Genomic DNA, 25,911 nt, shown 5'->3' on the forward strand with positions numbered 1-25,911 from the left:
TATTATAGCAAAAATCCGTGGATCACGGATTTTATTTCATCATTAATTTGAGAGCAGCTTTGATATACTCCTCACTGGTCAATCCTGCTTCAGCCTCTAGCTTTTTCTGAATTTTCTTAAGTTCGGTTGCTTTATAACCCAGAGCTTGCAAGGCTTCGATAGCTTCCATAAGTTCTTGGTTTTTATTATCAGCTGAGACACTCACCAGCTCGGCAGATGCTGTCGCATCAAACTTCCCAGCTAAATCAAGAACCATTTGCATGGCTGTTTTTTTACCCACACCGGGAAATTTTGTGAGATACTTGGTATCACTACTATCAATAGCATTGACCAAACCTGCATTGTCGTCTGCTGCGATAATGGCTAGAGCCGACTTCGGACCAATCCCTGACACACTAATCAAGCGTAAGAATAAGGCTTTTTCTGCCTGATCGGTAAAGCCATACAAAGTATGAGCATCTTCACGAATCACCTGATGTACATATATTTTGATTTCTTGGTTCATCCTATTTGACCACGCGTAAGGATTTGCCACATTGATCAAGTAGCCCACATGAGCAACATCGACCACAATATAGGTAGGGGTAATCTTGACCAACTGGCCTTGAAAGTATTCATACATTAGTTTTCATCACCCTCTTTATTGATAAAGTCCTGAATAATAAAGCGTGGGCGCGCTTTAACTTCAAGGAAGATTTTACCGATATATTCGCCAATAATTCCGAGAGCAAGTAGCTGAATGCCGCCTAAACCAATAATGGCAACCATGATTGAAGCCCAACCTGTGGTTGGAAAACCGCCAATAAAGTGACGGACGACAACATAAATCCCTGCGATAACGGCTAAAACAAACATCGTCAATCCCGTCCAAAAGATAAAACGCATAGGAGTGGCTGAAGTTGAAGTGATGCCATCAATCGCAAAGCTTATCATCTTTTTCAGAGGGTATTTGCTTTCGCCCGCAAAACGTTCCCCACGTTTGTAGTAAACGTTTGTTGATTTATAACCTACAAGAGGGACCATTCCACGTAAGAATAAGTTGACTTCTTCGTATTCAGCCAAACCGTTCAAGGCACGGCTACTCATCAAGCGGAAATCCGCAGAGTTGGGGACTGATTCGCTCCCGAGCTTTTTCATCAAGCCATAAAAGGCCATAGCTGTGCTACGTTTAAAGGCGGTGTCTGTATCACGGTTATCCCGCACACCATAGACTACTTCATATCCTTTTTCATATTCTTCAAGCATCGCGTCAATAGCATTAATGTCATCTTGCAGGTCTGCATCCATCGAAATTACCGCGTCTGCTAAGTCTTTAACCTGCATCAAACCAGCCAAAAGTGCATTTTGATGCCCTCTGTTACGTGAAAGATTAATCCCACTGAACATTGGGTTTTCCGCATGCTTTTCTTGGATTTTTTCCCAAGTTCTATCACGGGAGCCATCATTTACATACACAACACGACTTTTTCCATCAATTTTTCCAGCTTTTTTTAAGTCTGCGTATTTTTCTTCAAGGCGACGAGATGTTTCATCAAGCACCAATTCCTCGTTATAACAAGGGACTACCATATACAAAGTTGTCATTATTTTTTCCTATTTTTTAATTTAAATTTTTCCAGCTCGCTGCTTTCGAGAGGTGAGTTTCTTGACGGCGACGGAACATTTTTTCCATATCTCCGCTGTTAAAGTGAACAATCGTTGGGCGCCCATGCGCACATGAATATGGATTTTCACAAGTCGCAAGCTCTGCGATTAAGGCCCGCGCTGATGCCCCATCTAGCGGGTGATTGGCTTTAATAGAACTCTTACAAGCAACCATCGTTGCTAAGTCATGGCGATACTTCTTAACGGAAAACTCTTTCGTCAAAAGAATCTCATCGATCATTTCATAGACAGTGTCTTCTAAGTCACTCTCTTGAAGCCAAGTCGGATGTTCCCGTAGAATCAGCTGATTTTCACCATATTCCTCAAGGTAAATTCCTGCTTCTTCTAGGACCGTTTTCCTATCCAATAACATCAAGAAATCATTTTTAGGTAAGCTAAAAATATAAGGCGCAAGCAAAATCTGCTGATCCATGCTCACCTCGCCAATCTTATCCCGCCAGTATTCATACTTGATGCGCTCCTGAGCCGCATGCTGGTCAATAATATAAAGGCCATCCTCAGCTTGACAAAGTAGATAGGTCGCATGCAGTTGCGCCAAATACTCTAAATCAGGAAAGGCATGTTTTTCTTCTACTTCTTTGGGAACTTCTCTTTTTTTATCTTCTTTAAAACCGTCAAAAATCGTAGGGGCTGGTTGGACTACCGCCTCTTGCGCTTGGATAACGGGTTCTATCTCAGGTAAGGGCTGTTCTTCACGAACTTGATGCGTGTGCACAAAGAAGTCTTGTTTGACCTTATCGTAGTATAGGTTGCTCGCTTTCACTTGCGGCTGTTTTTCTTCCTGTCCTTCTGCTTTTACAAGACGGGAACTCAAGTTTTCTAAAGCATCTGGAATCAGTGTTTCTTCAACAAAAACTTTTTGAATCGCTTCTGTAATCAAGCTCATCAGTTCTCGTTCCTTGGAAAGACGGACTTCCTGCTTCGTAGGATGAACATTAACATCGGCTAACTGTGGGTCAATCCCAATAGAGAGTACGACGATGGGAAAACGACCTACCATTAAGCGATTGCCAAAACCTTCTATAATTGCACGGTTAAGTAAAAAGTTCTTAATAAAGCGCCCGTTAATCATTAAAGTGATGTAATTACGATTGGCACGAGTAAGCTCAGGTAAACTTACATACCCTGAAACGGTAAAATCCAAATCCTCCGCTTCGACTTTCAGCATTTTTTTAGCCGTAGGCAAGCCATAGACACTGGCAATCACTTGACGTAAATCTCCGTTACCTGCGGTCTTCATCAACTCTCGACCTTCATTAATGAGAGTAAATGAAACTTCGGGATGAGCCATGCTTTGGCGGTTGATGACATCCGTGATATGGCTAAGTTCTGCTTGGAGTGAACGGATATATTTTAAACGAGCGGGTGTGTTGTAAAAAAGATTTTCAACAGTAACCTTGGTTCCTTCTCTTTTAGCGACAGGCTCAAGTGTATCTATCTTGCCCCCATGACTGACCAGATGCGTACCTGACTCTTCTTCAAGTACACTGGTTTCAATCGAGAATTCACTGACTGAAGCAATAGAGGGCATCGCTTCTCCGCGGAAGCCTAATGTCCGTATTTTGAAAAGATCTGCTTTATCTTTAATCTTACTCGTAGCGTGTCTTTTCAGGGCTTTTGCTACATCCTCTTTTTCAATTCCTACACCATTGTCAATCACTTCGATAAGGCGTAGACCACTTTCCTGAATTTTTACAACGATACGTGAAGCACCGGCATCAATCGAATTTTCAACTAATTCTTTAACAACACTGGCAGGCCGTTCAACAACCTCACCAGCTGCTATTTGATTAGCTAGGGCTTCATCAAGCTCGATTATTTTTCCCACTTATTCAGACCTCCTGACCAAAGTAACTTCTCGTTTTTTTTACATGATTAGTAACTATTATATCATATTTTGGCAGACAAAAAGCTCTTCTCTCTCTGCGTTTCACCAATGAAAAGAACCTCTCCCAAAATATGCGTAGAGGCTCTTATTTATTGTTTCACTTAGTAAAAATTAATATTGTAACTGACCCATATTACTAAAAATAGCTGCACCAAGAACAAGAAAGAACAAGAGCACAAATACAAAAGCTATAACGCCAATGATAAAGGCTACCAAACCTGCTCGATTCCAACCATCCATGACTTTGCGGAATTCTTCTTCGTCACGGTAACGGTTGTCTGGATTTTGCAAAGCCCAACGTTCCCCATTGATCCCGAAAACAATCGCCCAAACAATACCAAAAATCCAGCCTATCCAAGGAATAATCGCAAGCAAACTTAGCAAACCTAAATATGAACGATTAGCAATACCAAAGAATACGGGCATAGCCATCGCACCCCAGTTCCACTTAGGGGTGATGCTCGATTTGACGTGATGATCTGCCAAAAATGGCTCGTCTGCATAGTTATTTTCTGAAACTTTTGGCTCAACAGTGGGTTCTTCAACAGGAGCTTCGGCTTCAACAACGGGTTCAACCAGAGGGACTGTTTCTTTCTCTTCTGAGAATGTTTCAACAGCTGGATGGTCTAGCTCTTCCTCAGGCTTCACCTCTGAAACTTCCTCCACTGCTTCTGATTCCACAACTTCTACTTCTTCCCCTTCGCCTACTTCTAACTCAGGTACTGCTTCTGGAGACACTTCCTTTGCTATCTCTTCAGCAGACTCTGAAGTTGTCGCTTCTGAAGCTTTAATTTTATCTTCTTCCATGGCCGCTCCTCTCTCTACTTATTATATTTACTTAATTTTAGCAATTTTACTAGAAAAAACAAAATCTTACAGCCTGTCTTTAAGGTCCCACAAGAAGTTTAGAGCTTCTCGTGCAGTCATGTTATCTACATTTGCTTCTCTTAACTTTTCAATAAGCTCTTGATGATTATCTTCAAATGAAAAGAGACTCAACTGTTCTTTTTCTTCTTCAGGAGCTTTACTCATAACAGGTTTATTTTCAAGCTTTTGTAAAATAATATCGGCACGCTCTAATAGTTTTGGTGGCAAGCCTGCAATTTTGGCTACATGAATCCCATAAGACTTATCGGCGGGGCCTTCTGTTATCTTGTGCAAGAAGGTTACATCTCCACCTTTTTCTAAGGTCGCAACATGAACATTTTCTAATTCGTTGAGATTGTCAGCTAAGTCTGTCAACTCATGATAGTGTGTCGCAAAAAGTGTCTTCGCATGAATGTTATCATGAATATATTCAATAATAGACTGAGCTAACGCCATCCCGTCATAAGTTGCTGTACCACGTCCGAGTTCGTCAAAGATAATCAAAGAATTCTCTGTGGCATGTTGAATGGCATGGTTTGCTTCCATCATCTCAACCATAAAGGTCGATTCTCCCGAAATCAAGTTATCACTTGCTCCAATACGTGTAAAAATTGCATCAAAAACAGGCAGCTCTGCCCGTTCTGCTGGAACAAAGGAACCCATCTGAGCCATAATCACAATCATCGCAAATTGGCGCATATAAGTGGATTTCCCGGACATATTTGGCCCAGTAATCAGTTGAATGGCTGTTTTTTCAGGAAGTTTGATATCATTTGGCACATATTCTTGTGCACCCAGTACACTCTCAACTACCGGATGGCGCCCTTTTACGATATTGACTTTACGCGTTTGAGTAAAGTCAGGACGAACGTACTGGTACTTTTCCGCAATGGTTGCTAGACTTTGCAAGCAGTCAATGCTGGCAATAGCTTTCGCTAACTTTTGTAAACGAGAAATGTATTGTTCTGTCTCTGTCCGCACCTGTGCAAAAAGTTCATATTCTAAAATACTTGATTTTTCGCGTGCTTCGAGCATTATTTCTTCAATTTCAGCCAATTCTTTTGAACCAAAACGCTCTGAATTTTTCAAAGTAGCTTTTCGATAAAAGTGCTCTGGAACACTTGCCAGTTGGCTTTGAGTAATATGAAAGTAATAACCGTCTTTACGATTAAAGTCAATACGCAAGGTCGAGATGCCCGTTCTAGCTTTTTCCTTTGCTTCAAGCTCGGCTATCCACGAAGTTCCATTGGCTAAAGCTTCTCTATATTTATCCAGCTGTTCATTATAGCCTGTTTTAATCACGCCACCTTCAGTGATGACGCGCTGTGCGCTTTCATCAATTGCTCTCCGAATAAGACTCGTTAATTCAGGAATTTCATCAAGCTTCGCAATGAGTGGCGTTAAAGCCGGTTCCTGCATAGCAAGTAAAACATTTTTTATCCCTGGAACATTCGACAAGGAATTCTCCAGCTGTAAATAATCCACAGGGAGCACCTTACCAAAAGAGACCCGAGAGGCAAGTCGTTCCAAGTCGTAAACTCCTTTGAGAGCTTCGATTAAGTCCGCACGTTCAAAGAAATTATCTAAGAAAAGTTGGACAATGTCAGCACGCTTTTTAATTTGGCTTGCTGATATCAAAGGACGATCGACCCAGTTCCGAAGCAAACGGGTTCCCATAGCCGTTTTAGTCGCATCTAATAGCCAATAAAGTGTGCCATGTTTTTTCCCTTCACGTTTGTTGGCTGTCAGCTCCAGTGAGGACTTGGTCGCAAAATCCATTTGCAGGAAATCTTTGATTTCATAATGTTCAACTTCTTGGAGATGACTCAAGTCTCTTAACTGTGTCCGGTTAACATAAGACAAGAGCTTTGAGGCAGCTTGCTTTTCAAGTGTAGATAAGTCCGATTGGATGTCTTCAAACTCAAATTGCTCGGAAACCATCAGGTTCATTTGTTTCTCGAAAACTTGCCTATCCTGCTCCGTTAGTTCATAACCTACCACAATTTCACGGGCCTTAAGTGAAGATATTTCACTTATCGCTGTAGAAAAATCAGGGAGCTGGGTAGCTTTAAACTCACCCGTAGACAAATCCATGTAAGCCAAAGCGAATTTTTCTGTTATTTTATCAAGAGCTACCAAGAAATTGTTAGCTGTGGTCAACCCAACATCAACAGCCGTTCCCGGTGTGATAACCTGTGTTACAGCACGCTTGACTATGCCGACAGCAGCCTTGGGGTCTTCCATTTGCTCGGCAACGGCAACCTTATGCCCTAAGTTTACAAGCTGCTCGATGTATTGATCTGCTGAATGATGGGGTACTCCAGCCATCGGAATAGGATTCTCAGCATTCTTGTTCCGCGATGTAAGGGATAATTCCAAAATTTGTGCTGCATTAACCGCGTCTTCATAAAAAAGTTCGTAAAAATCTCCCATACGGAAAAGCAAGAAAGCATCTGGATAATCAGCTTTAATATCAAGATATTGCTGCATTCCTGGTGAAATTTTTTCAGGCATATTATTCTTCTTTCTTTTGAAAATTCTTTCTTATTATTATAACATACAACAAACCTATGGCTTTGGTAAAGACAGAATAAAAAGGACATCTCGCCCTTTCATTTTTTTATCTTCAGTTTCCTAGAGCCTTGTTGACTTTGCTTTCAATTTCCCCCGTTATATGCTGTAAGAGCGCATCTACGGGTTGCATTTTGATGAGATAGTCTTCGACAAGAGGGTCATTTTTTAAAGATTTGTGTATTTTTTGTGCTGCATTGGATGTCTCTTTGAAGGCCTGCATTTTACCTATTTTTTGATAGAGAATCGCTTCTTTCTGCAACTCTTTCATCTTCTCCTGTTGCTCAAAAAGCTCCTTTTCTGCCTGAAGAACTCTTTCGGCTTTTTGAAAAGTTTGCACATAGTCCAAGTCAAGAATGTGAGCCACTAATTTTTCTTTACTTGCTTTATAGGGCATCTTCGATCTCCTGAGCGAGCGTTTTAGCTGTTTGCTCATCTTTACATATCAAAAGTAAGGTATCTGCTCCTGCCAAAGTACCCAATATCTCAGGACGTTTTTCATCATCAAAAGCATTCGCCAAAACATCTGCTTCCCCTAAGTGGGTATGTACAACTACATTTACACTGGCTACATCTACCTTAAGAACAAAATTAGTAAAATATTGGTGAAGCAAAGATTGAGAGGGAGCATTGAAATCTGTCAAAAAGACATAAAAACTCTTGCCATCTTCGCGTTTCTTTATAATATGCAACTCACGAATATCGCGCGACAAGCTCGCTTGCGTAATCTTTACCCCCCTTGATTCCAGAACACTTTGCAACTCTTCTTGTGTCGTAATCTTATTTTCAGAGATAATTTGTTTAATTAAGGCTAATCGTTCTTCTCTTTTCATACGTTTATTATAGCATAAAAGTACTCAACAAAATATAAGAAAATGTGATTAAATATCAACTTATATCGCTTTTTCAACATTTTTGATAGCGTTTTTATTTCTAAATCTAAGCGATAAAATATATTTATCATATCTCTAACAAAGATTTATGAATAAAAATACACGGAAGACTCATGCAGATAAAGGGTATTTTCCTAGGATATAGTTATTTTATCCTATTTATCTATCCATGTATAAAAATACATTATATATGAAATTATTACTTTTATTCCCACTAAGTCACACAGAGTAACTAAAAAATATACACTAAAATAAAAAAGCACTTTATCCTATAAGTTATTTGGCTCAATCACCTTCAAAAACAGAATAATCCTCATATTAAGCACTATACTTTTTTATTTCTATTATGGTATAATTATTCCATGAATGAAAAACTATTAGCAGCAAAATCTTTGTTCGCCGTACTCGATGGTGCGCTTGAGCTCGAACAAATCGAAAATTTGCTTGAAAAACCAAAATCATCAGAAATGGGCGATATCGCGTTTCCAGCTTTTACTTTAGCCAAAACTTTGCGTAAAGCCCCACAAATCATCGCTGGTGAAATCGCTGAGAACATTGATGCTACTGGCTTTGATAAAGTAGTTGCTACTGGTCCTTATGTGAACTTCTTCTTAGATAAAAAAGCTGTAGCCACAGCTGTTATTAACGAAGTAATCACTGAAAAAGAGGAATATGGCGACCAAAATATCGGCCAAGGTGCTAATGTTCCGATTGATATGTCTGCTCCAAATATCGCAAAACCTTTCTCTATCGGTCACTTACGTTCGACAGTTATCGGGGATTCTCTTTCAAAAATCTATGAAAAAATGGGATACAACACCATCAAGATTAATCACTTAGGGGACTGGGGTAAACAGTTTGGTCTCTTGATTACGGCCTATAAAAAATACGGTGATGAAGCGACAATTACAGCAAATCCTATTGATGAGTTACTCAAACTGTACGTGCAAATCAATGCTGAAGCCAAAGAAGACCCTTCTGTGGACGAGGAAGGCCGCGCATGGTTCCTTAAAATGGAACAAGGTGACGAAGAAGCCCTTCGCATTTGGAAATGGTTCTCTGATGTCAGCTTGATTGAATTTAACCGTATCTACGGCAAATTAGGTATTGAGTTTGACCACTTTACAGGCGAATCTTTCTATTCTGATAAGATGGACGCTGTTGTTGAAGATTTAGAGTCTAAAGGACTTATGCATGAATCTAAAGGAGCGTTGGTTGTTGATCTTGAAAAATACAATCTCAATCCAGCTTTGATTAAGAAAACAGATGGTGCAACGCTCTATATCACACGTGACTTGGCAACTGCGATGTACCGTAAAGCAACTTTCAACTTTGTAAAATCTCTTTACGTCGTTGGTGGGGAGCAACAAAACCATTTCAAACAACTAAAAGCAGTACTTAAAGAAGCAGGATACGACTGGTCTGACAATATGACACACGTTTCTTTTGGTATGGTTACTCAAGGTGGGAAGAAATTCTCAACTCGTAAAGGTCACGTTGTTAAACTCGAAACAACTCTTGATGAAGCAGTAGAACGTGCGCTCAAACAAATCAATGATAAAAACCCCGATTTGCCAAACAAAGAGCGTGTTGCTCAGCAAGTTGGTGTAGGTGCCGTTAAGTTCTACGACTTAAAAACTGATCGTAATAATGGCTATGACTTCAACTTGGAAGAAATGGTTTCATTTGAAGGCGAAACTGGACCTTATGTTCAATATGCTTATGCGCGTATCCGCTCAATCTTACGTAAAGCCAACTATGTACCTGGTCAAGTAGACGTTGAAGAAACTCCTGCGGAAGCATGGGAAATCGTCAAATTACTCCAAGACTTTGGTAATATCGTCAAACGTGCAGCTGACAAGTATGAACCATCTATTATTGCAAAATACTCAATCTCATTGGCACAAGCTTTTAATAAATACTATGCCCATGTACGTATTCTTGAGGACAATGAAGGTCTTCAGGCCCGTTTAGCGCTTGCTAACGCTACTTCTCTTGTTTTGAAAGAAGCATTGCGTCTGCTCGGTGTGGAAGCTCCAGAAGAAATGTAAGTTTTAGTTTTAAAAATAAAAAATAGACCTAAAGGTCTATTTTTTTTTGCTTCTTATTTGTTCGGTCTTACTCCTTCAGGCCACCAAAGTTTGATGAGTGCCTGAGTTCCATCGTTCTCATAACCATCTTTCGCTAAGCGATCATAGAGCTTCTTCGCGCCAGCTGTTGCAGGAAGATCAATACCCATCTTTTCCGCTTCCGACAAAGCGATGCCCAAGTCTTTGATGAAGTGCTTCACAAAAAATCCTGCACTAAAGTCTTCACGCAAAATACGTGGTGCGTAATTAGTCAGAGACCAAGTTGCTGCTGAGCCGCCACCAACTGTTTGTAGTACTTTTTCAACATCTAAACCTGCTTTATCTGCATAAACCATGAGCTCAGTCATCGCTGTCATTGTACCCGCGATAGCAATTTGATTCGCCATTTTAGTGTGTTGTCCTGCTCCTGCAGCACCTTGGTAAGCTATTGTTTTACCAATGGTTTCAAAGTAAGGTAAGACTTGGGTATAAACCTCCTCGTCTCCTCCTACCATAATCGTCAAACTGGCATTTTTTGCGCCTATATCTCCTCCTGATACAGGAGCATCTAAAGCGTTAGCCTGTGAGGCGTTCGCAGCTTGATAAATTTCTTGAGCTAGAGCTGGTTCTGAAGTCGTCATGTCAACGAACACTTTGCCCTGTATATTAGCCTTAAATATTCCTTCTTCTCCAAAGTAAATCTCACGCACATCTTTGGGATAGCCCACGATAGAAAAGATGATTTCCGCTTCGGCTGCTACATCTTTAGGAGTAGGGCAATAATTTGCACCACGCGCCACTAAATCGTCTGTCTTTGACTTTGTTCTATTATAAACATAAAGTTCATGTCCTGCAGCAAGCAAATGTCCTGCCATCGCTGCTCCCATAACACCTGTACCAATAAAGCCAATTTTTGCCATGTTTTTCTCCTTATTTACTCAATCTCTTTTGTCTTGCTGTTGCTCGGCGCAAAGCTTTTATTTTTTGGTTCCGATAATCTTCGAGCTTATAGCTTTTGAGCAATTTTTCAATACCTACACGAGTCAGTCCCACTTCTTCGCCAATATTTGCCAAAGCACGCAAAGGATTGGCATCGATGTATCCTTGCAACTCTTCTTTTGTTAGTCTTCTTACCATATTTCACCTCATACAATAAAAAATACCGCCTCAGCGTGGGAACTTGCTTATAAGAGGGGAAAAACTCATTTGCCCTCGTTTCCAAGCACTCTCGCTAATCGCTTTATCTTTGTTTTTCTTATTTTATCATGTTTTATTAAAAAACAACAGATTTCAAATATCAGGGTTCCTCTCTGAGAAAGCTAGGCACACGAATAACTATATGATGCTGTATGTTGATAATAAAATACCAAAGAGAAGAGTAGCTCTTTGGTATTTTTCCTATCCTAGGTTTTTAAATTTTTATCAGCTTTAGTCAAATTCTTCATATTCGTTGGGGTCTTGACCATCAATGCGTCCGTGTGATTTTTCCAGGGAATTAATCTGTTCAATTTCATCCTGAGTCAGCTCAAAATCAAAAATTTCTAAGTTTTCCCTTTGGTGTACGAGGTTGCGAGATTTTGGAATAGGCAGAACTCCTCGTTCTGCATGCCAACGTAAAATAATTTGGCCCGCTGTCTTACCATATTTTTCTGCAAGGTTTGTTATTACAGACTCTTCCATGGCATCATTTCCTCGTCCCAAAGGACTCCATGCTTCCGTAACGATACCCCGCTCTTTATTAGCATTCACCATTCGCTCTTGGACCCAATAAGGATGAATTTCGATTTGGTTAACTGCAGGAGTAACTCCTGTTTCTTCAATAATTTTGTCTAAATGTTCCGGCTCAAAGTTTGAAACACCGATGGAACGTATCAGTCCCAATTTTTGCGCTTGTATTAAGGCCTTCCAAGCTTCGACATAGAGGCCACGTTTTGGCAATGGCCAATGGATTAAGTATAAGTCAAAGTACTCTAATCCCATACGAAATAGAGATTCTTGAATCATTGCGAGTGCATCATCAAAAGGATGGTATTTCCCAGGTAGCTTAGTCGTTACAAAAAACTCAGAACGTGGTATTCCTGAACGACGGATTGCTTCACCCACAATACCCTCACTGTCATAGTTCGTTGAGGTATCTAAAAGACGATACCCACTCTGAATAGCTGTCAAGACTTGATCAAGTCCTTCTCCTCCTCGAATCTGGTAGGTACCTAAGCCAACAGATGGTATGCGATGTCCATCATTCATAGTAATTAAAGGTGTCTTCATCAGTAAATCCTCCTATATCTGAACTTTTACAGAAAACAAATGCATTTTTCCGTATAATTTTATTCTAACATAGGTTAAAGGTAAGTATAAAATACCCTGTTTACTATTATTTTAAAAATAATAGCTGACCCCAGCTTCGTCACACAATATAGAACTCAAGTTTACTTAAACAGAACGGTATAAAAAAAGAACTTATAAATCTTAGAACAAAAAGATTTATAAGTTCAAAGTTTAATGGGGGAGAGGGGATTTGAACCCCCACGCCCTTGCGAGCACATGCACCTGAAGCATGCGTGTCTGCCATTCCACCACTCCCCCAGCACTACCTATAATACCAATTTAGGTAGCGTTTTGCAAGAATTATCTTACGCTGCTGTATGTCCTAAAACAATAGCTAAAACCAACACTGCCAGCACCATCAACGTTATAAAGACATACAGTTTATCCCCTTCTTTGGCAAAAGCAAAGATGGAGGCAAGTACTCGAAGTACAGGTGTCAAAATAAGAAGGAAAAGTCCCGCCATAAGCCACGCAAAAGGTTTAAATTCGACAATACCTCTTGTAATTTCCGAGAAGCCACGTGGATAAGTATTTCCAGGATAGCCTGAATGTCCTGTAAGGACAAACATTAACAAACCGATAATAATGACCACTGAGCTAACAAAAACACCAGCTCTGAGAATCTTTCCAATTCTAAGTTCTATTTCTAATAAGTTTTCTTTCTCTTCCATCATAATCCAAGTCCTTTAAGTATCATCTGTAGCGCCATTAAACCAATTACGGGAATAAAGATTAACCGAATTGTTCGGGCAGGCAAGTGGGGCATGATGCGTGAGCCAATTGCTGCACCCGCTACAATTCCTATCGCCAAAGGTCCTGCAAGAGAGGGATCCACATAGCCATTAAAGTAGTAAACTGTGGCAGAAGCTGCAGCCGTTACGCCAATCATCAGGTTTGATGTGGCTGTAGATGGTTTTAAAGGCATCTTCATCATTGTATCCATAGCTAATACTTTAAATGCACCTGAACCTATTCCTAAAAGTCCTGATGCAATACCTGCTCCAAACATAATTGAAGCACCTTCGGGCACTTTTTCTACTTGATAAGCAACTTCTTCTCCTGTCTGCTTATCAAAATAAGAGGAGTTAAGTTTCATTTTTTCCGCCCACTTATCAGCAGTTACATTTTGCAACACCTTTTCTCCTTGATGAAGTTTGCGCCACATATTGTATGCTTGAAAAATAAGTAAACACGCAAAAAGAATGTTAAGTATTGCTGCATTAAATAAACCAGCTAAAATAGCACCTAAAAGACCACCAATAGTAGTAAAAATTTCTAAAAACATGGCAACACGAACGTTGACAAGATCATCTTTTAAATAAGATATAGCAGCTCCGGAGCTTGTCGCGATGACTGCTACAATACTGGCTCCAATAGCATATTTTATATCAACGCCAAAAAACGATGTAATGATTGGGGTGATAATAATTCCACCGCCAAGTCCTAAGATGCTCCCTACTATACCGGCTACGACACCAAGCAAGAGCATTAAAAGTGTAAAAGTTAATAAAGACATATTTCTATTCTAACATTTTAAGTGGAAACAAGCTCAGTTGGAGAGCTCATAAGTAATTTTGTGATATAATTTTCTTAGTAGTAACTTTTACTAAATATAAGGAAATCATTATGAATCGTAAAGAGCTTGAAGAAAGACTTCAAAAAGAATTAAACTTGCCTTTTTATCGTGCTAAAATTGCTGAGCGTGACTATACAGAAGCTGAATATCAGGAAATCAAGGCACAATTAAGCAAGGATTATCTTGACTATGTCGACACTTATATCGACTATGCTGAAAATGATGTTTGATTATCAATAGAAAGAAGAGACTTATGAGTAAACAAGTACTTTTTACAATGTTTGGCGCAACAGGTGACTTAGCAAAGCGCAAACTGTATCCCGCACTTTTTCAACTTTACAAAAAAGGTGAGATAGCTGACAACTTTGCGGTGATTGGTACCGCTCGCCGCCCTTGGACTGATGAATACTATCGTCAAGTAGTCATCGAGTCTTTAAACGGCTTAAGCAATAATGAAGAAGAGCTTGAAACATTTTCTAACCACTTCTACTACCAAAGCCATGATGTGAACGACAGCAGTCACTACCATGCCCTCAAAGAATTGGGTGATCAGCTCAGAGAAAAATATAATACTGGAGGCAATCAGGTCTTTTATCTTGCCATGGCTCCACAATTTTTCTCAATTATTGCCAATCATCTCAAGTCTGAAAATATTCTGACTGGAAAAGGATTCGAACGTGTTATTATCGAAAAACCTTTCGGAAGTGATTTAGAAACAGCTCAGTCTCTTAACACTGCTCTGAAAGATGTATTTGCTGAAAGCCAAACTTTCCGTATTGATCACTATCTCGGAAAAGAAATGATTCAATCTGTATCTGCTATTCGTTTTGCTAATCAAATGTTTGAGGCAATTTGGAATAAAGAGCACATTGATAATATTCAAATCACTTTTGCCGAAAGTATCGGCGTTGAAGATCGTGGAGGGTACTATGAAACAAGTGGGGCACTGAAAGATATGATTCAAAATCACGTCTTGCAAGTCCTTGCTCTACTTGCCATGGAAAAGCCTAAGACTTTTACACAAGAAAATATCTTAAATGAAAAAGTCAAAGCTTTGCATAGCATACGCAAATATTCCGAGCAAGAGGCTCTGGAAGCCTTTATCCCTGGCCAATATATTGAAGGCAAGATTGACGGAAAAAGCTATACTGCTTATCGCTCAGAGCCTTCTGTTGCTCCTGATTCTAATACTGAAACTTTTGTTGCAGGAAAATTCCTTATTGACAACGAGCGTTGGGATGGCGTTCCTTTCTATGTACGTAGCGGGAAACGTCTCACAGAAAAAGGAACACGTATCAATATTGTCTTTAAACAAGACCCCAATAATATTTTTGAAACGACTCTTGGGGAAAATATCCTCACAATATATATTCAGCCTACTGAAGGTTTCTCTCTTACTATTAACGGCAAAGAAGTTGGTCAAGGCTTTGATGTTACTCCGATTAAGCTGGGATATCGACACGATGCAGCGATTTTGGGAAATTCACCTGAAGCTTATGAGAAGTTGATTCTAGATGTCCTTAATGGAGACGGAACAAACTTCTCACACTGGGAAGAAGTTTCTCGCTCTTGGGAACTGATTGATGTTATACGTCAAGCTTGGGATAAGGCCCCCCAAGAGCTTCCAAAGTATCCTGCAGCCTCAATGGGCCCTCAGGAAGCCTTTGACCTTCTTGAAAAAGATGGTAACCACTGGATTTGGCAGCCTGATCAATGGTATAAAGAACGAGGATTAATGTAAAAAAAAAGAAACTTCACCCTGATGGAGTTTCTTTTTTTTCCACATCTTTATTCACAGTTTTCCACATATTTGTTAATAAGTTGTGTAAAACTGTGGAAAACTTGGGATAAGTCTTAAAAAACAGTGGAAAACCTACTTATTGGCTATTTAAAAACTCTGTATTATAACAGAGTTATAGTCGCGTCTTCCATTCAGGTGGCCCATATTTTCGAATCAATTTTCGCCAAACACGTCGTTCTCGCCAACGATTAAACTTTGTACTCCAGCCATCAGACGCTATCAGCTGCTTCACTAAGATGCTTCGTACGCCTGCACGATGTGCGGCACGAATATCTGTCATCAATTGATCTCCCACCATAACAACATGATCGGGCCGCTCCTGAAGCTTAATCAGTGCCTTGTTAATTCCCCAGGCAAAAGGCTTCATCGCCCTAGAGATGAAGTCAACATCAAACTTTGCAACCGCACGTTGTACACGTTCACGGTTATTATTAGAGACAACAATAATCTTTATACCATTTTCTCGCATTGTTTTTAACCACTGATGCAGTTCCGGTGTACCGTCTGGATTGTTCCAGGCGATAAGAGTGTTATCCAAGTCGACCATGATTGCGCGGATGTCTTTCTTTTTCAAGTTTTCCACATCCAAGTTATACACAGCCTCTAAGAGATAATCTGGTTTATAATTCACAAGTTTCATAAAAATATTATATCAAATCAGGCTTGATTTACCTAATTACCAATATAAAAGAACTGTCCAAGGACAGTTCTTTTACTTAAATTTATCAAAAAAACCTTTTTTGTGCTCCGATACATTTTGACCACTAGCTTTAGCAAAGTCACGTAAAGCTTCGCGTTGTGCATCATTTAATTTATCTGGAGTAACAATATTGACAACGACATGCTGATCCCCTTGACCGTTACCACGTAGTTTAGGCGCTCCTTTACCTTTAAGGCGGAAGTTTGTTCCTGTTTGTGTACCTGCAGGAATCTTCAACTTAACATTCCCATGAACTGTTGGCACTTCAACTTCATCACCCAGAGCGACTTGCACAAAATTCAAAGGCATCTGGTAGTAGATTTCACTACCATCACGTTCAAATTTATCACTCGCAGCTACTTGGAAGCGAACATAGAGGTCACCATATGGGCCGCCATTGGTACCAGCGTCACCTTGACCTTGTAGACGCATTTGTTGACCAGACTCTACACCTGCTGGAACTTTTACCTTAACAGTGTGAGCAAGCTTTTCATGACCTGTACCGTGACATGTTGGACAAGGTGATTTGATTTCTTTACCTGTGCCATGACAAACATCACAGACCACATTTGTTGACATACGACCTAGAGGTGTATCACGAATAACTTGTGTTTGACCACGTCCATGACATTTGTGACATGTTTCAGCGTGTGTACCAGGTTTTGCCCCAGAGCCCGCACAGGTATGACAAAGTTCTTCACGATTGTACTTGATTTCTTTCTCAGCACCAAAGATTGCCTCTTCGAATGTTAAATTGATACGGTACTGTAAGTCATCACCTTGGCGAGGTGCATTTGGATTAACCTGTCCACCCCCACCTCCGAAGAAACTTGAGAAGATATCCTCAAATCCACCGAAGCCAGCACCGCCTTGGAAACCATCAAAACCAGAGAATCCACCCTGACCGCCTCCAAAGCCACCGTTGGCTCCCGCTGCACCATATTGGTCATAGCTGGCACGTTTTTGTTCATCACTCAAAGTTTCATAAGCTTCTTGAACTTCTTTGTATTTGTCTTCTGCACCCGGATCTTTGTTAATATCTGGGTGGTATTTTTTAGACATCTTTCGATAAGCTTTTTTAATCTCGTCTTGGCTGGCATTTTTATCCACACCTAGGCGTTCGTAAAATTCTGTGTTATTCATATAATTTAAACCTTCTTGACATGGAATATTAGGAGCCTTACATGGCACGACAGCCCTGCGCTCCTTGAGAGTAGTCTGCATTCACAGCTACTATAATATATTTTATCATTTTTTATGACTTTTGGCAAAAAAATTAGCACTCTTTAGCGTAGAGTGCTAAAATATTTCCTAAAAAAATACAAACCGAAGTTTGTATTTGAATATCATTTATTATGGACGGATGAAACTTACGCCAGCTGTCGAACACTCACGTGTTGTTCCCCAGCCACCATTGAAGTTTCCTTCAATAACGGTCATTTTAGTCCCTGATACAGAAAGGACAACAGCAACGTGACCTACGCCGCCGGCACCTTGATTACCTGGAGGGAACACTGCGATTGTCCCCGCTGCTGCGGGACTGTTCGCATAAGCTACCCAGTCACCAGCATTACCCATGTATGTTGGCATGTTTCCATTAAAGTAATCCCATACGAAAGCAGTACATTGGCCCGCTGGATAAGGGTTCTTATCACTGTTACCTGGAGTCGGTGTTGGATCCGGTGTAGGAATTGGTGTTGGTGTCGGATCTGGTGTTGGAGTAGGAGTCGGTGTTGAAGAATTACCATTTCCACTTGTGTTGCCTGTGTTACTTGTAGCTGGCGTTGAAGATACAGCAGTAGTATTATTTTTCACTGCTTGCTCTTGTTGTACAACTACAGATTTTTTAGCTGCTGCTTTTTGTGCGGCAGCGGCCTTTTGAGCTGCTTTTTCAGCTGCTGCTTTTTGGCTTAACAAGCTTTCTTTTTTACCTTCTGCAGTTGTCACTGTAGCTTGGTAATTAAGTTGGGCAACTTTAAGTGCTGCTTCTTGCGCTGCTAATTCACCTGCTTGCGCGTCCAACTCTTGTTGAAGACGAGTCGCTTCAGCATATTTTTTTTGATTATCCGCTAACTTACTTTGGATATCTTTTTGGTCAGCTTCTTGCTGTTGAATCATAGACTTGTTTGCACCAGCAACTGTTGCCATTGCTGTCATTTTTTGAATTGCATCAGTCAAAGATTTTGAATCCAATACAGCTGACATATAGCTTGTAGCTGAACCATCAGTTTGTGCACTACGCGCTTGGGCTTCAAGTGCAGTATTACGATCTTTAATACTTTCACTCAACTTTTGAATCTTTTGAGATTGTTCTTTTTGTTGAGCCATCAACTCATTAACTTTTTTAGTCATTGATGATTGCTTTGATTTTAAAGTGCTCACTTGTGATTGAATTGAATCCACTTGTGACTGCGCTTTAGCAGCTTCACTTTTAGCACTGGCAATTTTTGAATCTTCCTGTGCAATTTTTGAATCTGTAGAATCAGCCTTTACGGCAGCAAAAGGTGCGCCTGTAGTAAGGACAACAGACGAAAGCATCAATGCTGTAATAAGTTTTTTCTTCATAAAATTTTTAATTTGCCTCCCTAGGTTAGTTCGGTGAATATATTATATTGTATCACGACCCTAGGGTCGCTTTGTAACATTAGAGTTACAGTTTCTTTTAAGTTTGTTTCTGAACTTTGCTTGTTTTTATCAAAGAACAAAAAAACGAATAATTTTAGAAAGTTACTCGCTTTTTATTTTATTATTATGGACGGATAAAGCTTACACCTGCAGATGAAACTTCGCGGGTCGTACGAATTCCGAGACCACCACCATTAGGGCCTGAGAAGTTTGTTTCAGAAATAGTAAGTTTGCTACCATTAACTGCAGTTACAACCGCAACGTGACCTACGCCACCTGCACCTTGATTACCTGGAGGGAATACAGCAATTGTACCTACGGCAGGTCCACTATTAGCATAAACTACCCAGTCACCAGCATTACCAGCATATGTTGGAATGCTTCCACCGAAGTACTCCCAAACTCCCCAAGTACATTGTCCCCATGGATATGGATTAGCTGCGCTTGATGGAGGAGTAGTAGTTGAGTTACCAGATGTATTACTGTTTGTGTTTGTATTAGAACTTGAATTTGAACTTGAATCTGTAGTTACGTTTGAGCTAGCATTTGAATTTGAAGCTACATTTGTATTAGAACTTGTGTTGCTATTTGATGAAGAAGCAGCGGCTGCTGGTGTTGTCGTAACAACTGGCACCGGCACACTTACAGCTGTAGATTCTTTTTCAGCTGTTTTTGTATCTTCTACTTTAGCTGCAGCTGCTTGTTCTTCCTGAGCTTTTTGAGCTGCTTGTGCAGCTTCTTCTGCTTTAGCTTGTTGCGCTGCTACTGCGGCTGCTTGTTTAGCTGCAGCTTCTTGTGCAGCTACTGCGGCTGCTTTTTGATCAAGTAAGCTTTGTTTTTTACTTTCTGAACTAGCAATTGTTGATTGATAGCTCAATTGTGCAACTTTGAGGGCGGCTTCTTGGCTTGCCAACTCGTTGCTTTGTGCTGTCAACTCTTGTTGAAGTTGAGTCGCTTTAGCATATTTTGCTTCATTGTCTTTCAACTTAGATTGGATAGCTTTTTCATCTTCATGTTGTTTTTGAAGCATAGCTTTATTGGCACCAGAAACTGTGGCCATTGCTGTCATTTTTTGAATTGCATCTGTTAAAGATTTTGAATCCAAAATGGCAGACATATAATTTGTAGCTGAGCCACTTGTTTGGGCACTACGTGCTTGAGCCTCAAGGGCGGTGTTGCGTTCTTTGATATCTTTATGCAAATTTGCAATCTGTGCAGATTGTTCTTTTTGCTCTTTCATCAATTTATTAACTTCTTTTGCTGTAGAAGTCTTTTTAGATTGTAAACTGTCTATTTGTGATTGAATCGCTTCTACTTTTGCTTGTGCAGCAGAAGATGAACTTTTAGCCGCACTAATAGCAGCATCTTGTTTTGCGATTTGATCGTCTGTGCTATCGGCTTTAACTGAACCAAGGGCTGCGCCCGATGATAAAATTACCGTCGATAACATTAAGGCTGTAACTAATTTCTTTTTCATACTTTTCTTTTCTTCTCGTTTTCTATAGATTTATAAATATAACGCCAAGATAATCCCAAGTATAACACTCTTTTGTAACTTATCCAAGTCAATTTGATATCTATAAAGATACATTTTTTACCTTTTTGTTACAAAACGCCGCTTATCAAAGGCGATACATCTTTTCCAAAGGCCATTGGAGCAGGAGTGCGAGGAAGATGTTTAAAGCTAAAGTAGGAGCAAGTTGACGGACAATAAAACTAATAAAATCAACTTTAACAACGCCTACTAAAGCCACAATAAGGGTACTCAAAACTTGAAAAGCTGCAACGATAATAATCACCGTAAACAAACGTGTCCAGCGATTTGTAAAGACAACGGATTGGATATTATAGACAAAAAGAGCGATCAACGGCAAAATTAAACTTGCTATGCCAAAAATGCCCAGAAAGTAGCTGTCATAGATAATACCTAAAAGAATTCCCACGATAAGGACATAGCTATGACGGTGCTGAGTCACTGTGTAAACCATAAAGATTAAAAGTAAATGGCTAACAGGAATAACACTCCCTCCCGATAAAGCTGTAAAGAAGTGCGTCAACTGTCCATCAAGCAAAAGAAGGAAAAAAAGAAACAAAGGACTAAAAAATTGAAAGCTAAAACGGCTCATACCTAGTTTCCTCCAATCATGCCTTGAATAACAAAGACAAATCGGATGTCATACAAACTACTTGCAGGTTTCACGTATACTTTACGATTCAAACCTTGATCTGTTTCTTTTACCTCAAGTACTGTGCCCAGTAAAAGATCGCGCGGTGAATCTCCCCCAAGGCCACTTGTGAACACTTGACTTCCTTTTTCAATATTTCCTGTTCCTACAAGGGAAGTTATAACATAAGCTTTTTGGTCTGCATCGTAACTGGTAAGTAGCCCATTTACTGGATCACTTGTGTTGCCCAAGCGCACAGGAATTTTTGCTTCAATACCTTTTTCCGAGCTAAGTAAAGAAATTTTTGAGCTACTTTCGTTTGCTTGACTGACACGCCCAACAATACCACCATTTGCCATAACCAATTGTCCATTTTTAATACCTTGATTACTTCCACTGTCAATAACCAATGTATCAGCCCAACTGGATGGATTACGTGTGATAACATTTGCTGAAATACTCTTATAATCTGTTAGAGTTTCTTGAAGCTTAAGAGCTGCCTTTAGTTCTTTATTTTCGGCTTCTAGACTTTCTTTATTATTTTTTGAATCACTTAATTCTGAAACTTGTGTTTTAAGTGCTTGATTTTGTTTATAAGTATCCAAGAGATTTCCAACTTGATTCGCTTTGTCCTGTACAAAACGGATTGGCGCTCCAATTATTCTATCTACTGCCCCTGTCCCGTCATTGATAATCTGAGTCATCGCAGATGGATTTTTATTATTTTTAAAGTTGTCTGCCGAAATAAAAATTGCTGTAAATGCTGAAATAACAATAATTAAGGCAATAATAATCATTTTACTAAGATTAAATTTTTTCACTGTTCATTTTTCCCTTCGCAAGAGCTTTGTTTAGCCTCTTTATTTTATCAAAATTGTCAACTTTTTGATAGAATATAAGTAAAATTTCTTCTATAAAATATATTGGAGGGCCACAATCATGACTCAACAAGAAATTCCTGTCTTTGGCGAAAAAATTACTGGAGTAGACTACATGTACCGTTATGGAGTTTATGGTATTGTTTCACGTGAAAACAATAGTGAAATTTGCCTTGTACAAGCACCAAACGGCGCCTTTTTTCTCCCAGGCGGAGAAATCGAGGCGGATGAAAACCACGCACTCGCCTTAGAACGAGAACTCCTCGAAGAATTGGGGGCAACTGCCACTTTAGGCCGCTATTTTGGACAAGCGGATGAGTATTTCTATAGCTCTCATCGTGATAAATATTTTTGCAACCCTGCCTATATTTATGAAACGATAGATGCTCATTTTGATCAAGCTCCTCTCGAAGACTTTAACAAAATATTTTGGTTTGATAACCAAACAGCTATTGAAAAACTCAAACGTGGCTCTCATAAATGGGGCGTTGAGCAATGGCTTAACACGCTCTGATCAAGTACCTAAACAAATAAAAAAGAAGGGACTCCTTCTTTTTTTATTTTTCAATTAGCTTAACACCTGACTGATCTGCAACAATAACTTTTTTCACCATGTTGTTAAAGAGACCATGCTCCACAACTCCTACCGTTAAATCAAGTTCTTCAGCTAATTTTTCTGGGTCGGCAATTTCAGAGATATGCAAGTCAATGATGTAATGTTGCATATCTGTAATGAGCTGATTTTGACCTTCCATTCGCCAGCTTGGTGCATAACCAGCTGCCTCAAATTTACGGAAAAGTTGTTCTGAGCCATAAGGAATAACTTCTACAGGAACTTTAAAACTTCCAAGTTTTTCAGAGAGTTTGCTCTCATCGACTATCCAGATATAATCTTTCGAGTATGTCGCGACAATTTTCTCCATAAGTAGTGCCGCGCCGCCACCCTTGATACCATTAAGTTGGGCATCAATCTCATCTGCACCGTCTACAGTAAGGTCCACCACATCTACCTCATCGATGGACTTAAGTGGAATACCAAGAGCTGTTGCTTGCTGACTCGTTATATTTGAAGTGGTTACGCCAATTATTTCTAAACCCTCTTCTTTCACACGTCGTCCTAACTCTTCAACGAAAAAAGCTGCTGTTGATCCTGTTCCTAAACCAACAACCATTCCTGATTTTACGTACTCCGCCGCTTTAATTCCAACTTGTTTTTTTAAATTATCCATTATTAAATTCCTCCAAAGACTCTCCTAAATATTATAACAAAAAAGATGGATTTTCCATCTTTTTATTTGAAGCTCTAAGTTTTTCTCAATGTTTTTAAAGCAAAAACGTTGGCTACATACAATAATGCAGCAATGATAAATAAGAGAATCAGATTAAAACTTATGTCTGCTAGCCCCATTCCTTGTTTAATCACTTTTTGAAGGGCGTCAACTCCATAATATAAGGGCATAAGATGCGCAATCCAGCGCAAGGGCTCAGACATTGTATCGACATTAATAATCCCCGAAAAGAGGAATTGAGGCACTATGGCAACAGGAACAAACTGAATAAACTGAAACTCGGTTTTCGCTAAAGCAGACAACAAAAGTCCCACTAACAAGGCTATAATAGCAATCAATACATTAATTACCAATACCAAAGAAAAGTTTCCTAGGACTTGTAGCTGCAAAACATAGCGTGTCCAAAATACGATTAAACCAGTCTGGATAAATGCCAGCAATCCATATGCTAGCGTATATCCCGTTACAATTTCACTACGTCTAACTGGAGTAACCAACATTCGGGTCAAAGTCCCACTGGTTCGCTCATTGACTAAGGAGATTCCTGAAATCAAAAAGACAAAAAAGAAAACAAAGAAACTTACTAAAACAGGAGCAAGATTATCAAACAAACTAAGAGAAGAATCACCATAAAGATAATGGTTCTCAATCCTAAAACCAGAAGATTGAGGTGTATTTGTCAAAGTACCGTCTCGTTTTTTTTCAGATTGTTTTTCCAGCACTTGAACATGCAGCTTCTGACTAGACTGGGTAATAAGTTGGGAAATAGTCTGAGTTTTTGAGGTATCCTTATTGGCGTAGGTTATTTCTATCTTGTTTCCATCAGCCTTGACAAAAGCATCTAAATTCTGCTCATTTATCACTTCTCTGATCTCCGAAGGATTATTTGATAAAACAATGTCCAACTTATCATTTTGCTTGAGCACTTTTGACAAATCGGCTCTATTGCTTTCTAGTCCCACACGATACTTCACATCTGAAGGAACTTGAAGCAGAAAATATAATAAACTTAAAATCACTAAAGGCGCGAGAAAAAGTAAAGCCAAACTTCGTTTATCCCCTAAGCGCTGCAGTAAAATTCGTTTAAAAATAGCCTTAACTCTCATAAGAATCACCTGCCTGTCTTGCTTGAATAAAAGCCTCTTCGATACTCGACACATGAAATTCGTTTTTTAATTCTGCTGGACTGCCTTGTGCTACAAATTTACCTGCTCTCAACAAAATAACTTGATCACACCGTTCGGCCTCGTCCATTACATGAGTGGTCATCAGAATAGCTTTTCCTCTTTCTGCTTGTCGCTTTAATTCACTCCAGATGGTTTGGCGTAGTTCAGGATCAATACCAACAGTTGGCTCATCTAAGAGCAATATGGGGGCATCTGTCTGTAAAGCTATTGCTAAGGATAAACGACGCTTCATCCCTCCTGAGTATTTTGCTACTGTTTTAGAAAGTTCCGTCGTCAAGCCAACTGTGGCAGCCGCTTGCCTCATTTTTTCCTTTCCAATTTTTCCTTGAAGCGCTCCAAAAAATTCCATATTTTGCTGGCCTGTAAGTTCAGAAAAGAGTGCATCAGACTGTGCCATAAAGCCAATCTCATTCATAATTTCTCGATTTGGTATTCGAGTATTCAATATTTTTATCTCACCTGCATCTGTCTTAATCATGCCTAACAGAGCATTAATAAAAGTTGATTTTCCTGAACCAGATGGGCCAATAAGCCCAATGATTTGTCCTGAGAACAATTCCAATGAAAGATTTTCCAGAACCTCACGCCCATCAAATCCAACACTTAGATTTTTTATAGAAACAACTTTTTCCATAGCTACTCCTTTAGCTTTTTGATTTCTTCACTCTTTAGAGGACGATATTCTCCTAGATTCAATGTCTTATCAAGTTGTAGACTTCCCATTCGAATACGCTTCAAGTAAGTTACTTTCATATCGACCGCTTCAAACATTCGTTTAACCTGATGAAACTTCCCTTCATGGATAATTAGGCGAATCTCACTACTTTCCGCGTCCGACTTTTCAATAAAAAGTTCGCCAGGTTTTACTGCTTCACCGGACTTCAAAGTCAGACCCACTGCAAATTGTTGAATCGTTTCTTCCGTAACTTGTCCTCGTATTTGGGCAAAGTATTCTTTTTCTACATGTTTTTTGGGACTTAAGAGATTATGACTCAACGCTCCGTCATTTGTGAGCAAAAGAAGCCCTTCAGTATCTTTATCAAGACGCCCGACCGGAAAAATATCCGCTCGAAAATCCTGCGCTTTCAACAATTGAACAACCGTCTTATCTATATTGTCTTTTGTCGCTGAAACAACACCTGCGGGTTTATTCAGTAAATAGTAATAAAACTCTTGATAGCTTAAGAGCTGCTCCCCATAGTTTACCTGATCTTTACTCTCATCAACATGCATCTTGCCATCTTTGATGACCTTGCCATTCACAGTCACTTTTCCGGTCTTAAGCACCGACTTTACTTCTTTGCGTGAACCCATTCCGGCTTCCGCCAAATATTTATCCAATCTCATACTTTTATTTTACTAGAATTTTCTCAAATATAGATAAGATAACCCTTCGACGATTAGTCGAC

The 25,911-nt window shown here is 39.7% G+C and carries 26 protein-coding genes and 1 tRNA gene; 4 read left to right on the forward strand and 23 right to left on the reverse strand.

Features of this window, described 5'->3' with window-relative positions; genetic code table 11:
- Positions 1-31: 31 nt before the first annotated feature.
- The 7 genes from ruvA to argR all read right to left on the reverse strand — a co-directional run bounded on the left by ruvA (position 32) and on the right by argR (position 7,824).
- On the reverse strand, positions 32-622 hold the full coding sequence (gene ruvA, locus I6G50_RS08485; protein WP_081167501.1) for a Holliday junction branch migration protein RuvA: 591 nt from the start codon (positions 620-622) through the stop codon (positions 32-34).
- Positions 622-1,584: a glycosyltransferase gene (locus tag I6G50_RS08490; protein ID WP_003136159.1), complete on the reverse strand. Its 963-nt coding sequence runs from the start codon at positions 1,582-1,584 to the stop codon at positions 622-624. Before I6G50_RS08490 ends, ruvA begins: the two co-directional genes overlap by 1 nt.
- 16 nt (positions 1,585-1,600) lie before the next feature.
- Positions 1,601-3,493: a DNA mismatch repair endonuclease MutL gene (gene mutL / locus I6G50_RS08495; RefSeq protein ID WP_197908555.1), complete on the reverse strand. Its 1,893-nt coding sequence runs from the start codon at positions 3,491-3,493 to the stop codon at positions 1,601-1,603.
- 171 nt (positions 3,494-3,664) lie between these two features.
- Positions 3,665-4,360, reverse strand: a complete 696-nt coding sequence (locus I6G50_RS08500) for a hypothetical protein (protein WP_232252351.1) — start codon at positions 4,358-4,360, stop codon at positions 3,665-3,667.
- A gap of 66 nt (positions 4,361-4,426) precedes the next feature.
- Complete coding sequence (gene mutS / locus I6G50_RS08505; protein WP_197908557.1) at positions 4,427-6,934, reverse strand: DNA mismatch repair protein MutS; 2,508 nt, start codon at positions 6,932-6,934, stop codon at positions 4,427-4,429.
- A gap of 112 nt (positions 6,935-7,046) precedes the next feature.
- Positions 7,047-7,388, reverse strand: coding sequence for a YlbF family regulator (locus I6G50_RS08510; RefSeq protein ID WP_197908559.1), 342 nt, complete (start codon positions 7,386-7,388; stop codon positions 7,047-7,049).
- A complete protein-coding gene (argR, locus tag I6G50_RS08515; RefSeq protein ID WP_081167488.1) occupies positions 7,378-7,824 on the reverse strand; it encodes an arginine repressor in 447 nt (148 codons plus the stop codon). The genes I6G50_RS08510 and argR overlap by 11 nt, the downstream gene beginning before the upstream one ends.
- Positions 7,825-8,246: 422 nt before the next feature.
- Between argR and argS the strand changes: the two genes are divergently transcribed.
- On the forward strand, positions 8,247-9,935 hold the full coding sequence (argS, locus tag I6G50_RS08520; protein WP_081167485.1) for an arginine--tRNA ligase: 1,689 nt from the start codon (positions 8,247-8,249) through the stop codon (positions 9,933-9,935).
- Between the two features lie 53 nt (positions 9,936-9,988).
- Here argS and I6G50_RS08525 read toward each other — a convergent pair whose 3' ends face one another.
- From I6G50_RS08525 to I6G50_RS08550, 6 genes are all read right to left on the reverse strand, one after another.
- Positions 9,989-10,873: an NAD(P)-dependent oxidoreductase gene (locus tag I6G50_RS08525; RefSeq protein ID WP_197908561.1), complete on the reverse strand. Its 885-nt coding sequence runs from the start codon at positions 10,871-10,873 to the stop codon at positions 9,989-9,991.
- Between the two features lie 10 nt (positions 10,874-10,883).
- Positions 10,884-11,090, reverse strand: a complete 207-nt coding sequence (locus I6G50_RS08530; protein ID WP_003136146.1) for a hypothetical protein — start codon at positions 11,088-11,090, stop codon at positions 10,884-10,886.
- Positions 11,091-11,381: 291 nt separating this feature from the next.
- The gene (locus I6G50_RS08535; protein ID WP_197908563.1) at positions 11,382-12,221 is read right to left on the reverse strand and encodes an aldo/keto reductase; all 840 of its coding nucleotides are present in this window, start codon (positions 12,219-12,221) and stop codon (positions 11,382-11,384) included.
- Between the two features lie 235 nt (positions 12,222-12,456).
- Positions 12,457-12,539: transfer RNA gene (locus I6G50_RS08540), tRNA-Leu, on the reverse strand.
- Between the two features lie 47 nt (positions 12,540-12,586).
- A complete protein-coding gene (locus I6G50_RS08545; protein WP_197908565.1) occupies positions 12,587-12,955 on the reverse strand; it encodes a DUF1634 domain-containing protein in 369 nt (122 codons plus the stop codon).
- Positions 12,952-13,797, reverse strand: coding sequence for a sulfite exporter TauE/SafE family protein (locus I6G50_RS08550; protein ID WP_003136143.1), 846 nt, complete (start codon positions 13,795-13,797; stop codon positions 12,952-12,954). Before I6G50_RS08550 ends, I6G50_RS08545 begins: the two co-directional genes overlap by 4 nt.
- A gap of 110 nt (positions 13,798-13,907) precedes the next feature.
- Here I6G50_RS08550 and I6G50_RS08555 point away from each other — a divergent pair, with 110 nt between their 5' ends.
- Both I6G50_RS08555 and zwf read left to right on the forward strand, forming a co-directional pair.
- Positions 13,908-14,087, forward strand: a complete 180-nt coding sequence (locus tag I6G50_RS08555; RefSeq protein WP_003136142.1) for a hypothetical protein — start codon at positions 13,908-13,910, stop codon at positions 14,085-14,087.
- Positions 14,088-14,110: 23 nt separating this feature from the next.
- The gene (gene zwf / locus I6G50_RS08560) at positions 14,111-15,598 is read left to right on the forward strand and encodes a glucose-6-phosphate dehydrogenase (protein ID WP_081167469.1); all 1,488 of its coding nucleotides are present in this window, start codon (positions 14,111-14,113) and stop codon (positions 15,596-15,598) included.
- A gap of 172 nt (positions 15,599-15,770) precedes the next feature.
- On the opposite strand, the gene I6G50_RS08565 is transcribed toward zwf, so the two are convergent.
- The 6 genes from I6G50_RS08565 to mreC all read right to left on the reverse strand — a co-directional run bounded on the left by I6G50_RS08565 (position 15,771) and on the right by mreC (position 21,969).
- A complete protein-coding gene (locus I6G50_RS08565) occupies positions 15,771-16,298 on the reverse strand; it encodes a YqeG family HAD IIIA-type phosphatase (RefSeq protein ID WP_003136140.1) in 528 nt (175 codons plus the stop codon).
- A gap of 72 nt (positions 16,299-16,370) precedes the next feature.
- On the reverse strand, positions 16,371-17,501 hold the full coding sequence (gene dnaJ, locus I6G50_RS08570) for a molecular chaperone DnaJ (protein ID WP_197908567.1): 1,131 nt from the start codon (positions 17,499-17,501) through the stop codon (positions 16,371-16,373).
- Between the two features lie 210 nt (positions 17,502-17,711).
- On the reverse strand, positions 17,712-18,923 hold the full coding sequence (locus I6G50_RS08575) for a coiled-coil domain-containing protein (RefSeq protein WP_197908568.1): 1,212 nt from the start codon (positions 18,921-18,923) through the stop codon (positions 17,712-17,714).
- 184 nt (positions 18,924-19,107) lie between these two features.
- Positions 19,108-20,460, reverse strand: a complete 1,353-nt coding sequence (locus I6G50_RS08580; protein WP_197908570.1) for a CHAP domain-containing protein — start codon at positions 20,458-20,460, stop codon at positions 19,108-19,110.
- Positions 20,461-20,605: 145 nt separating this feature from the next.
- Positions 20,606-21,109, reverse strand: a complete 504-nt coding sequence (gene mreD, locus I6G50_RS08585; protein ID WP_003136136.1) for a rod shape-determining protein MreD — start codon at positions 21,107-21,109, stop codon at positions 20,606-20,608.
- Between the two features lie 2 nt (positions 21,110-21,111).
- Complete coding sequence (mreC, locus tag I6G50_RS08590) at positions 21,112-21,969, reverse strand: rod shape-determining protein MreC (RefSeq protein WP_197908572.1); 858 nt, start codon at positions 21,967-21,969, stop codon at positions 21,112-21,114.
- Between the two features lie 118 nt (positions 21,970-22,087).
- Between mreC and I6G50_RS08595 the strand changes: the two genes are divergently transcribed.
- Complete coding sequence (locus tag I6G50_RS08595) at positions 22,088-22,540, forward strand: NUDIX domain-containing protein (RefSeq protein ID WP_197908574.1); 453 nt, start codon at positions 22,088-22,090, stop codon at positions 22,538-22,540.
- Between the two features lie 43 nt (positions 22,541-22,583).
- Here I6G50_RS08595 and rpiA read toward each other — a convergent pair whose 3' ends face one another.
- The 4 genes from rpiA to I6G50_RS08615 all read right to left on the reverse strand — a co-directional run bounded on the left by rpiA (position 22,584) and on the right by I6G50_RS08615 (position 25,849).
- The gene (gene rpiA / locus I6G50_RS08600; protein WP_197908576.1) at positions 22,584-23,255 is read right to left on the reverse strand and encodes a ribose-5-phosphate isomerase RpiA; all 672 of its coding nucleotides are present in this window, start codon (positions 23,253-23,255) and stop codon (positions 22,584-22,586) included.
- 74 nt (positions 23,256-23,329) lie between these two features.
- Positions 23,330-24,421, reverse strand: a complete 1,092-nt coding sequence (locus I6G50_RS08605; protein ID WP_197908577.1) for an ABC transporter permease — start codon at positions 24,419-24,421, stop codon at positions 23,330-23,332.
- The gene (locus I6G50_RS08610) at positions 24,411-25,136 is read right to left on the reverse strand and encodes an ABC transporter ATP-binding protein (protein ID WP_197908579.1); all 726 of its coding nucleotides are present in this window, start codon (positions 25,134-25,136) and stop codon (positions 24,411-24,413) included. Before I6G50_RS08610 ends, I6G50_RS08605 begins: the two co-directional genes overlap by 11 nt.
- A 2-nt stretch (positions 25,137-25,138) precedes the next feature.
- A complete protein-coding gene (locus I6G50_RS08615) occupies positions 25,139-25,849 on the reverse strand; it encodes a pseudouridine synthase (protein WP_197908581.1) in 711 nt (236 codons plus the stop codon).
- Positions 25,850-25,911: the final 62 nt, after the last annotated feature.

This window comes from Lactococcus garvieae, from assembly GCF_016027715.1.
GTDB classification, from domain to species: Bacteria; Bacillota; Bacilli; order Lactobacillales; family Streptococcaceae; genus Lactococcus; species Lactococcus garvieae_A.

What these genes read in the sequence shown, in the direction of transcription:
- I6G50_RS08510 (WP_197908559.1), bottom strand. Translation starts at nt 7,388, where the DNA reads ATGCCCTATAAAGCAAGTAAAGAAAAATTAGTGGCTCACATTCTTGAC.
- I6G50_RS08535 (WP_197908563.1), bottom strand. Translation starts at nt 12,221, where the DNA reads ATGAAGACACCTTTAATTACTATGAATGATGGACATCGCATACCATCT.
- I6G50_RS08555 (WP_003136142.1), top strand. Translation starts at nt 13,908, where the DNA reads ATGAATCGTAAAGAGCTTGAAGAAAGACTTCAAAAAGAATTAAACTTG.
- I6G50_RS08615 (WP_197908581.1), bottom strand. Translation starts at nt 25,849, where the DNA reads ATGAGATTGGATAAATATTTGGCGGAAGCCGGAATGGGTTCACGCAAA.
- I6G50_RS08500 (WP_232252351.1), bottom strand. Translation starts at nt 4,360, where the DNA reads ATGGAAGAAGATAAAATTAAAGCTTCAGAAGCGACAACTTCAGAGTCT.
- I6G50_RS08550 (WP_003136143.1), bottom strand. Translation starts at nt 13,797, where the DNA reads ATGTCTTTATTAACTTTTACACTTTTAATGCTCTTGCTTGGTGTCGTA.
- rpiA (WP_197908576.1), bottom strand. Translation starts at nt 23,255, where the DNA reads ATGGATAATTTAAAAAAACAAGTTGGAATTAAAGCGGCGGAGTACGTA.
- I6G50_RS08530 (WP_003136146.1), bottom strand. Translation starts at nt 11,090, where the DNA reads ATGGTAAGAAGACTAACAAAAGAAGAGTTGCAAGGATACATCGATGCC.
- I6G50_RS08605 (WP_197908577.1), bottom strand. Translation starts at nt 24,421, where the DNA reads ATGAGAGTTAAGGCTATTTTTAAACGAATTTTACTGCAGCGCTTAGGG.
- ruvA (WP_081167501.1), bottom strand. Translation starts at nt 622, where the DNA reads ATGTATGAATACTTTCAAGGCCAGTTGGTCAAGATTACCCCTACCTAT.
- I6G50_RS08490 (WP_003136159.1), bottom strand. Translation starts at nt 1,584, where the DNA reads ATGACAACTTTGTATATGGTAGTCCCTTGTTATAACGAGGAATTGGTG.
- I6G50_RS08595 (WP_197908574.1), top strand. Translation starts at nt 22,088, where the DNA reads ATGACTCAACAAGAAATTCCTGTCTTTGGCGAAAAAATTACTGGAGTA.
- argR (WP_081167488.1), bottom strand. Translation starts at nt 7,824, where the DNA reads ATGAAAAGAGAAGAACGATTAGCCTTAATTAAACAAATTATCTCTGAA.
- zwf (WP_081167469.1), top strand. Translation starts at nt 14,111, where the DNA reads ATGAGTAAACAAGTACTTTTTACAATGTTTGGCGCAACAGGTGACTTA.
- I6G50_RS08580 (WP_197908570.1), bottom strand. Translation starts at nt 20,460, where the DNA reads ATGAAAAAGAAATTAGTTACAGCCTTAATGTTATCGACGGTAATTTTA.
- I6G50_RS08525 (WP_197908561.1), bottom strand. Translation starts at nt 10,873, where the DNA reads ATGGCAAAAATTGGCTTTATTGGTACAGGTGTTATGGGAGCAGCGATG.
- argS (WP_081167485.1), top strand. Translation starts at nt 8,247, where the DNA reads ATGAATGAAAAACTATTAGCAGCAAAATCTTTGTTCGCCGTACTCGAT.
- I6G50_RS08610 (WP_197908579.1), bottom strand. Translation starts at nt 25,136, where the DNA reads ATGGAAAAAGTTGTTTCTATAAAAAATCTAAGTGTTGGATTTGATGGG.
- dnaJ (WP_197908567.1), bottom strand. Translation starts at nt 17,501, where the DNA reads ATGAATAACACAGAATTTTACGAACGCCTAGGTGTGGATAAAAATGCC.
- I6G50_RS08565 (WP_003136140.1), bottom strand. Translation starts at nt 16,298, where the DNA reads ATGAAACTTGTGAATTATAAACCAGATTATCTCTTAGAGGCTGTGTAT.
- I6G50_RS08545 (WP_197908565.1), bottom strand. Translation starts at nt 12,955, where the DNA reads ATGATGGAAGAGAAAGAAAACTTATTAGAAATAGAACTTAGAATTGGA.
- mreD (WP_003136136.1), bottom strand. Translation starts at nt 21,109, where the DNA reads ATGAGCCGTTTTAGCTTTCAATTTTTTAGTCCTTTGTTTCTTTTTTTC.
- mutS (WP_197908557.1), bottom strand. Translation starts at nt 6,934, where the DNA reads ATGCCTGAAAAAATTTCACCAGGAATGCAGCAATATCTTGATATTAAA.
- I6G50_RS08575 (WP_197908568.1), bottom strand. Translation starts at nt 18,923, where the DNA reads ATGAAGAAAAAACTTATTACAGCATTGATGCTTTCGTCTGTTGTCCTT.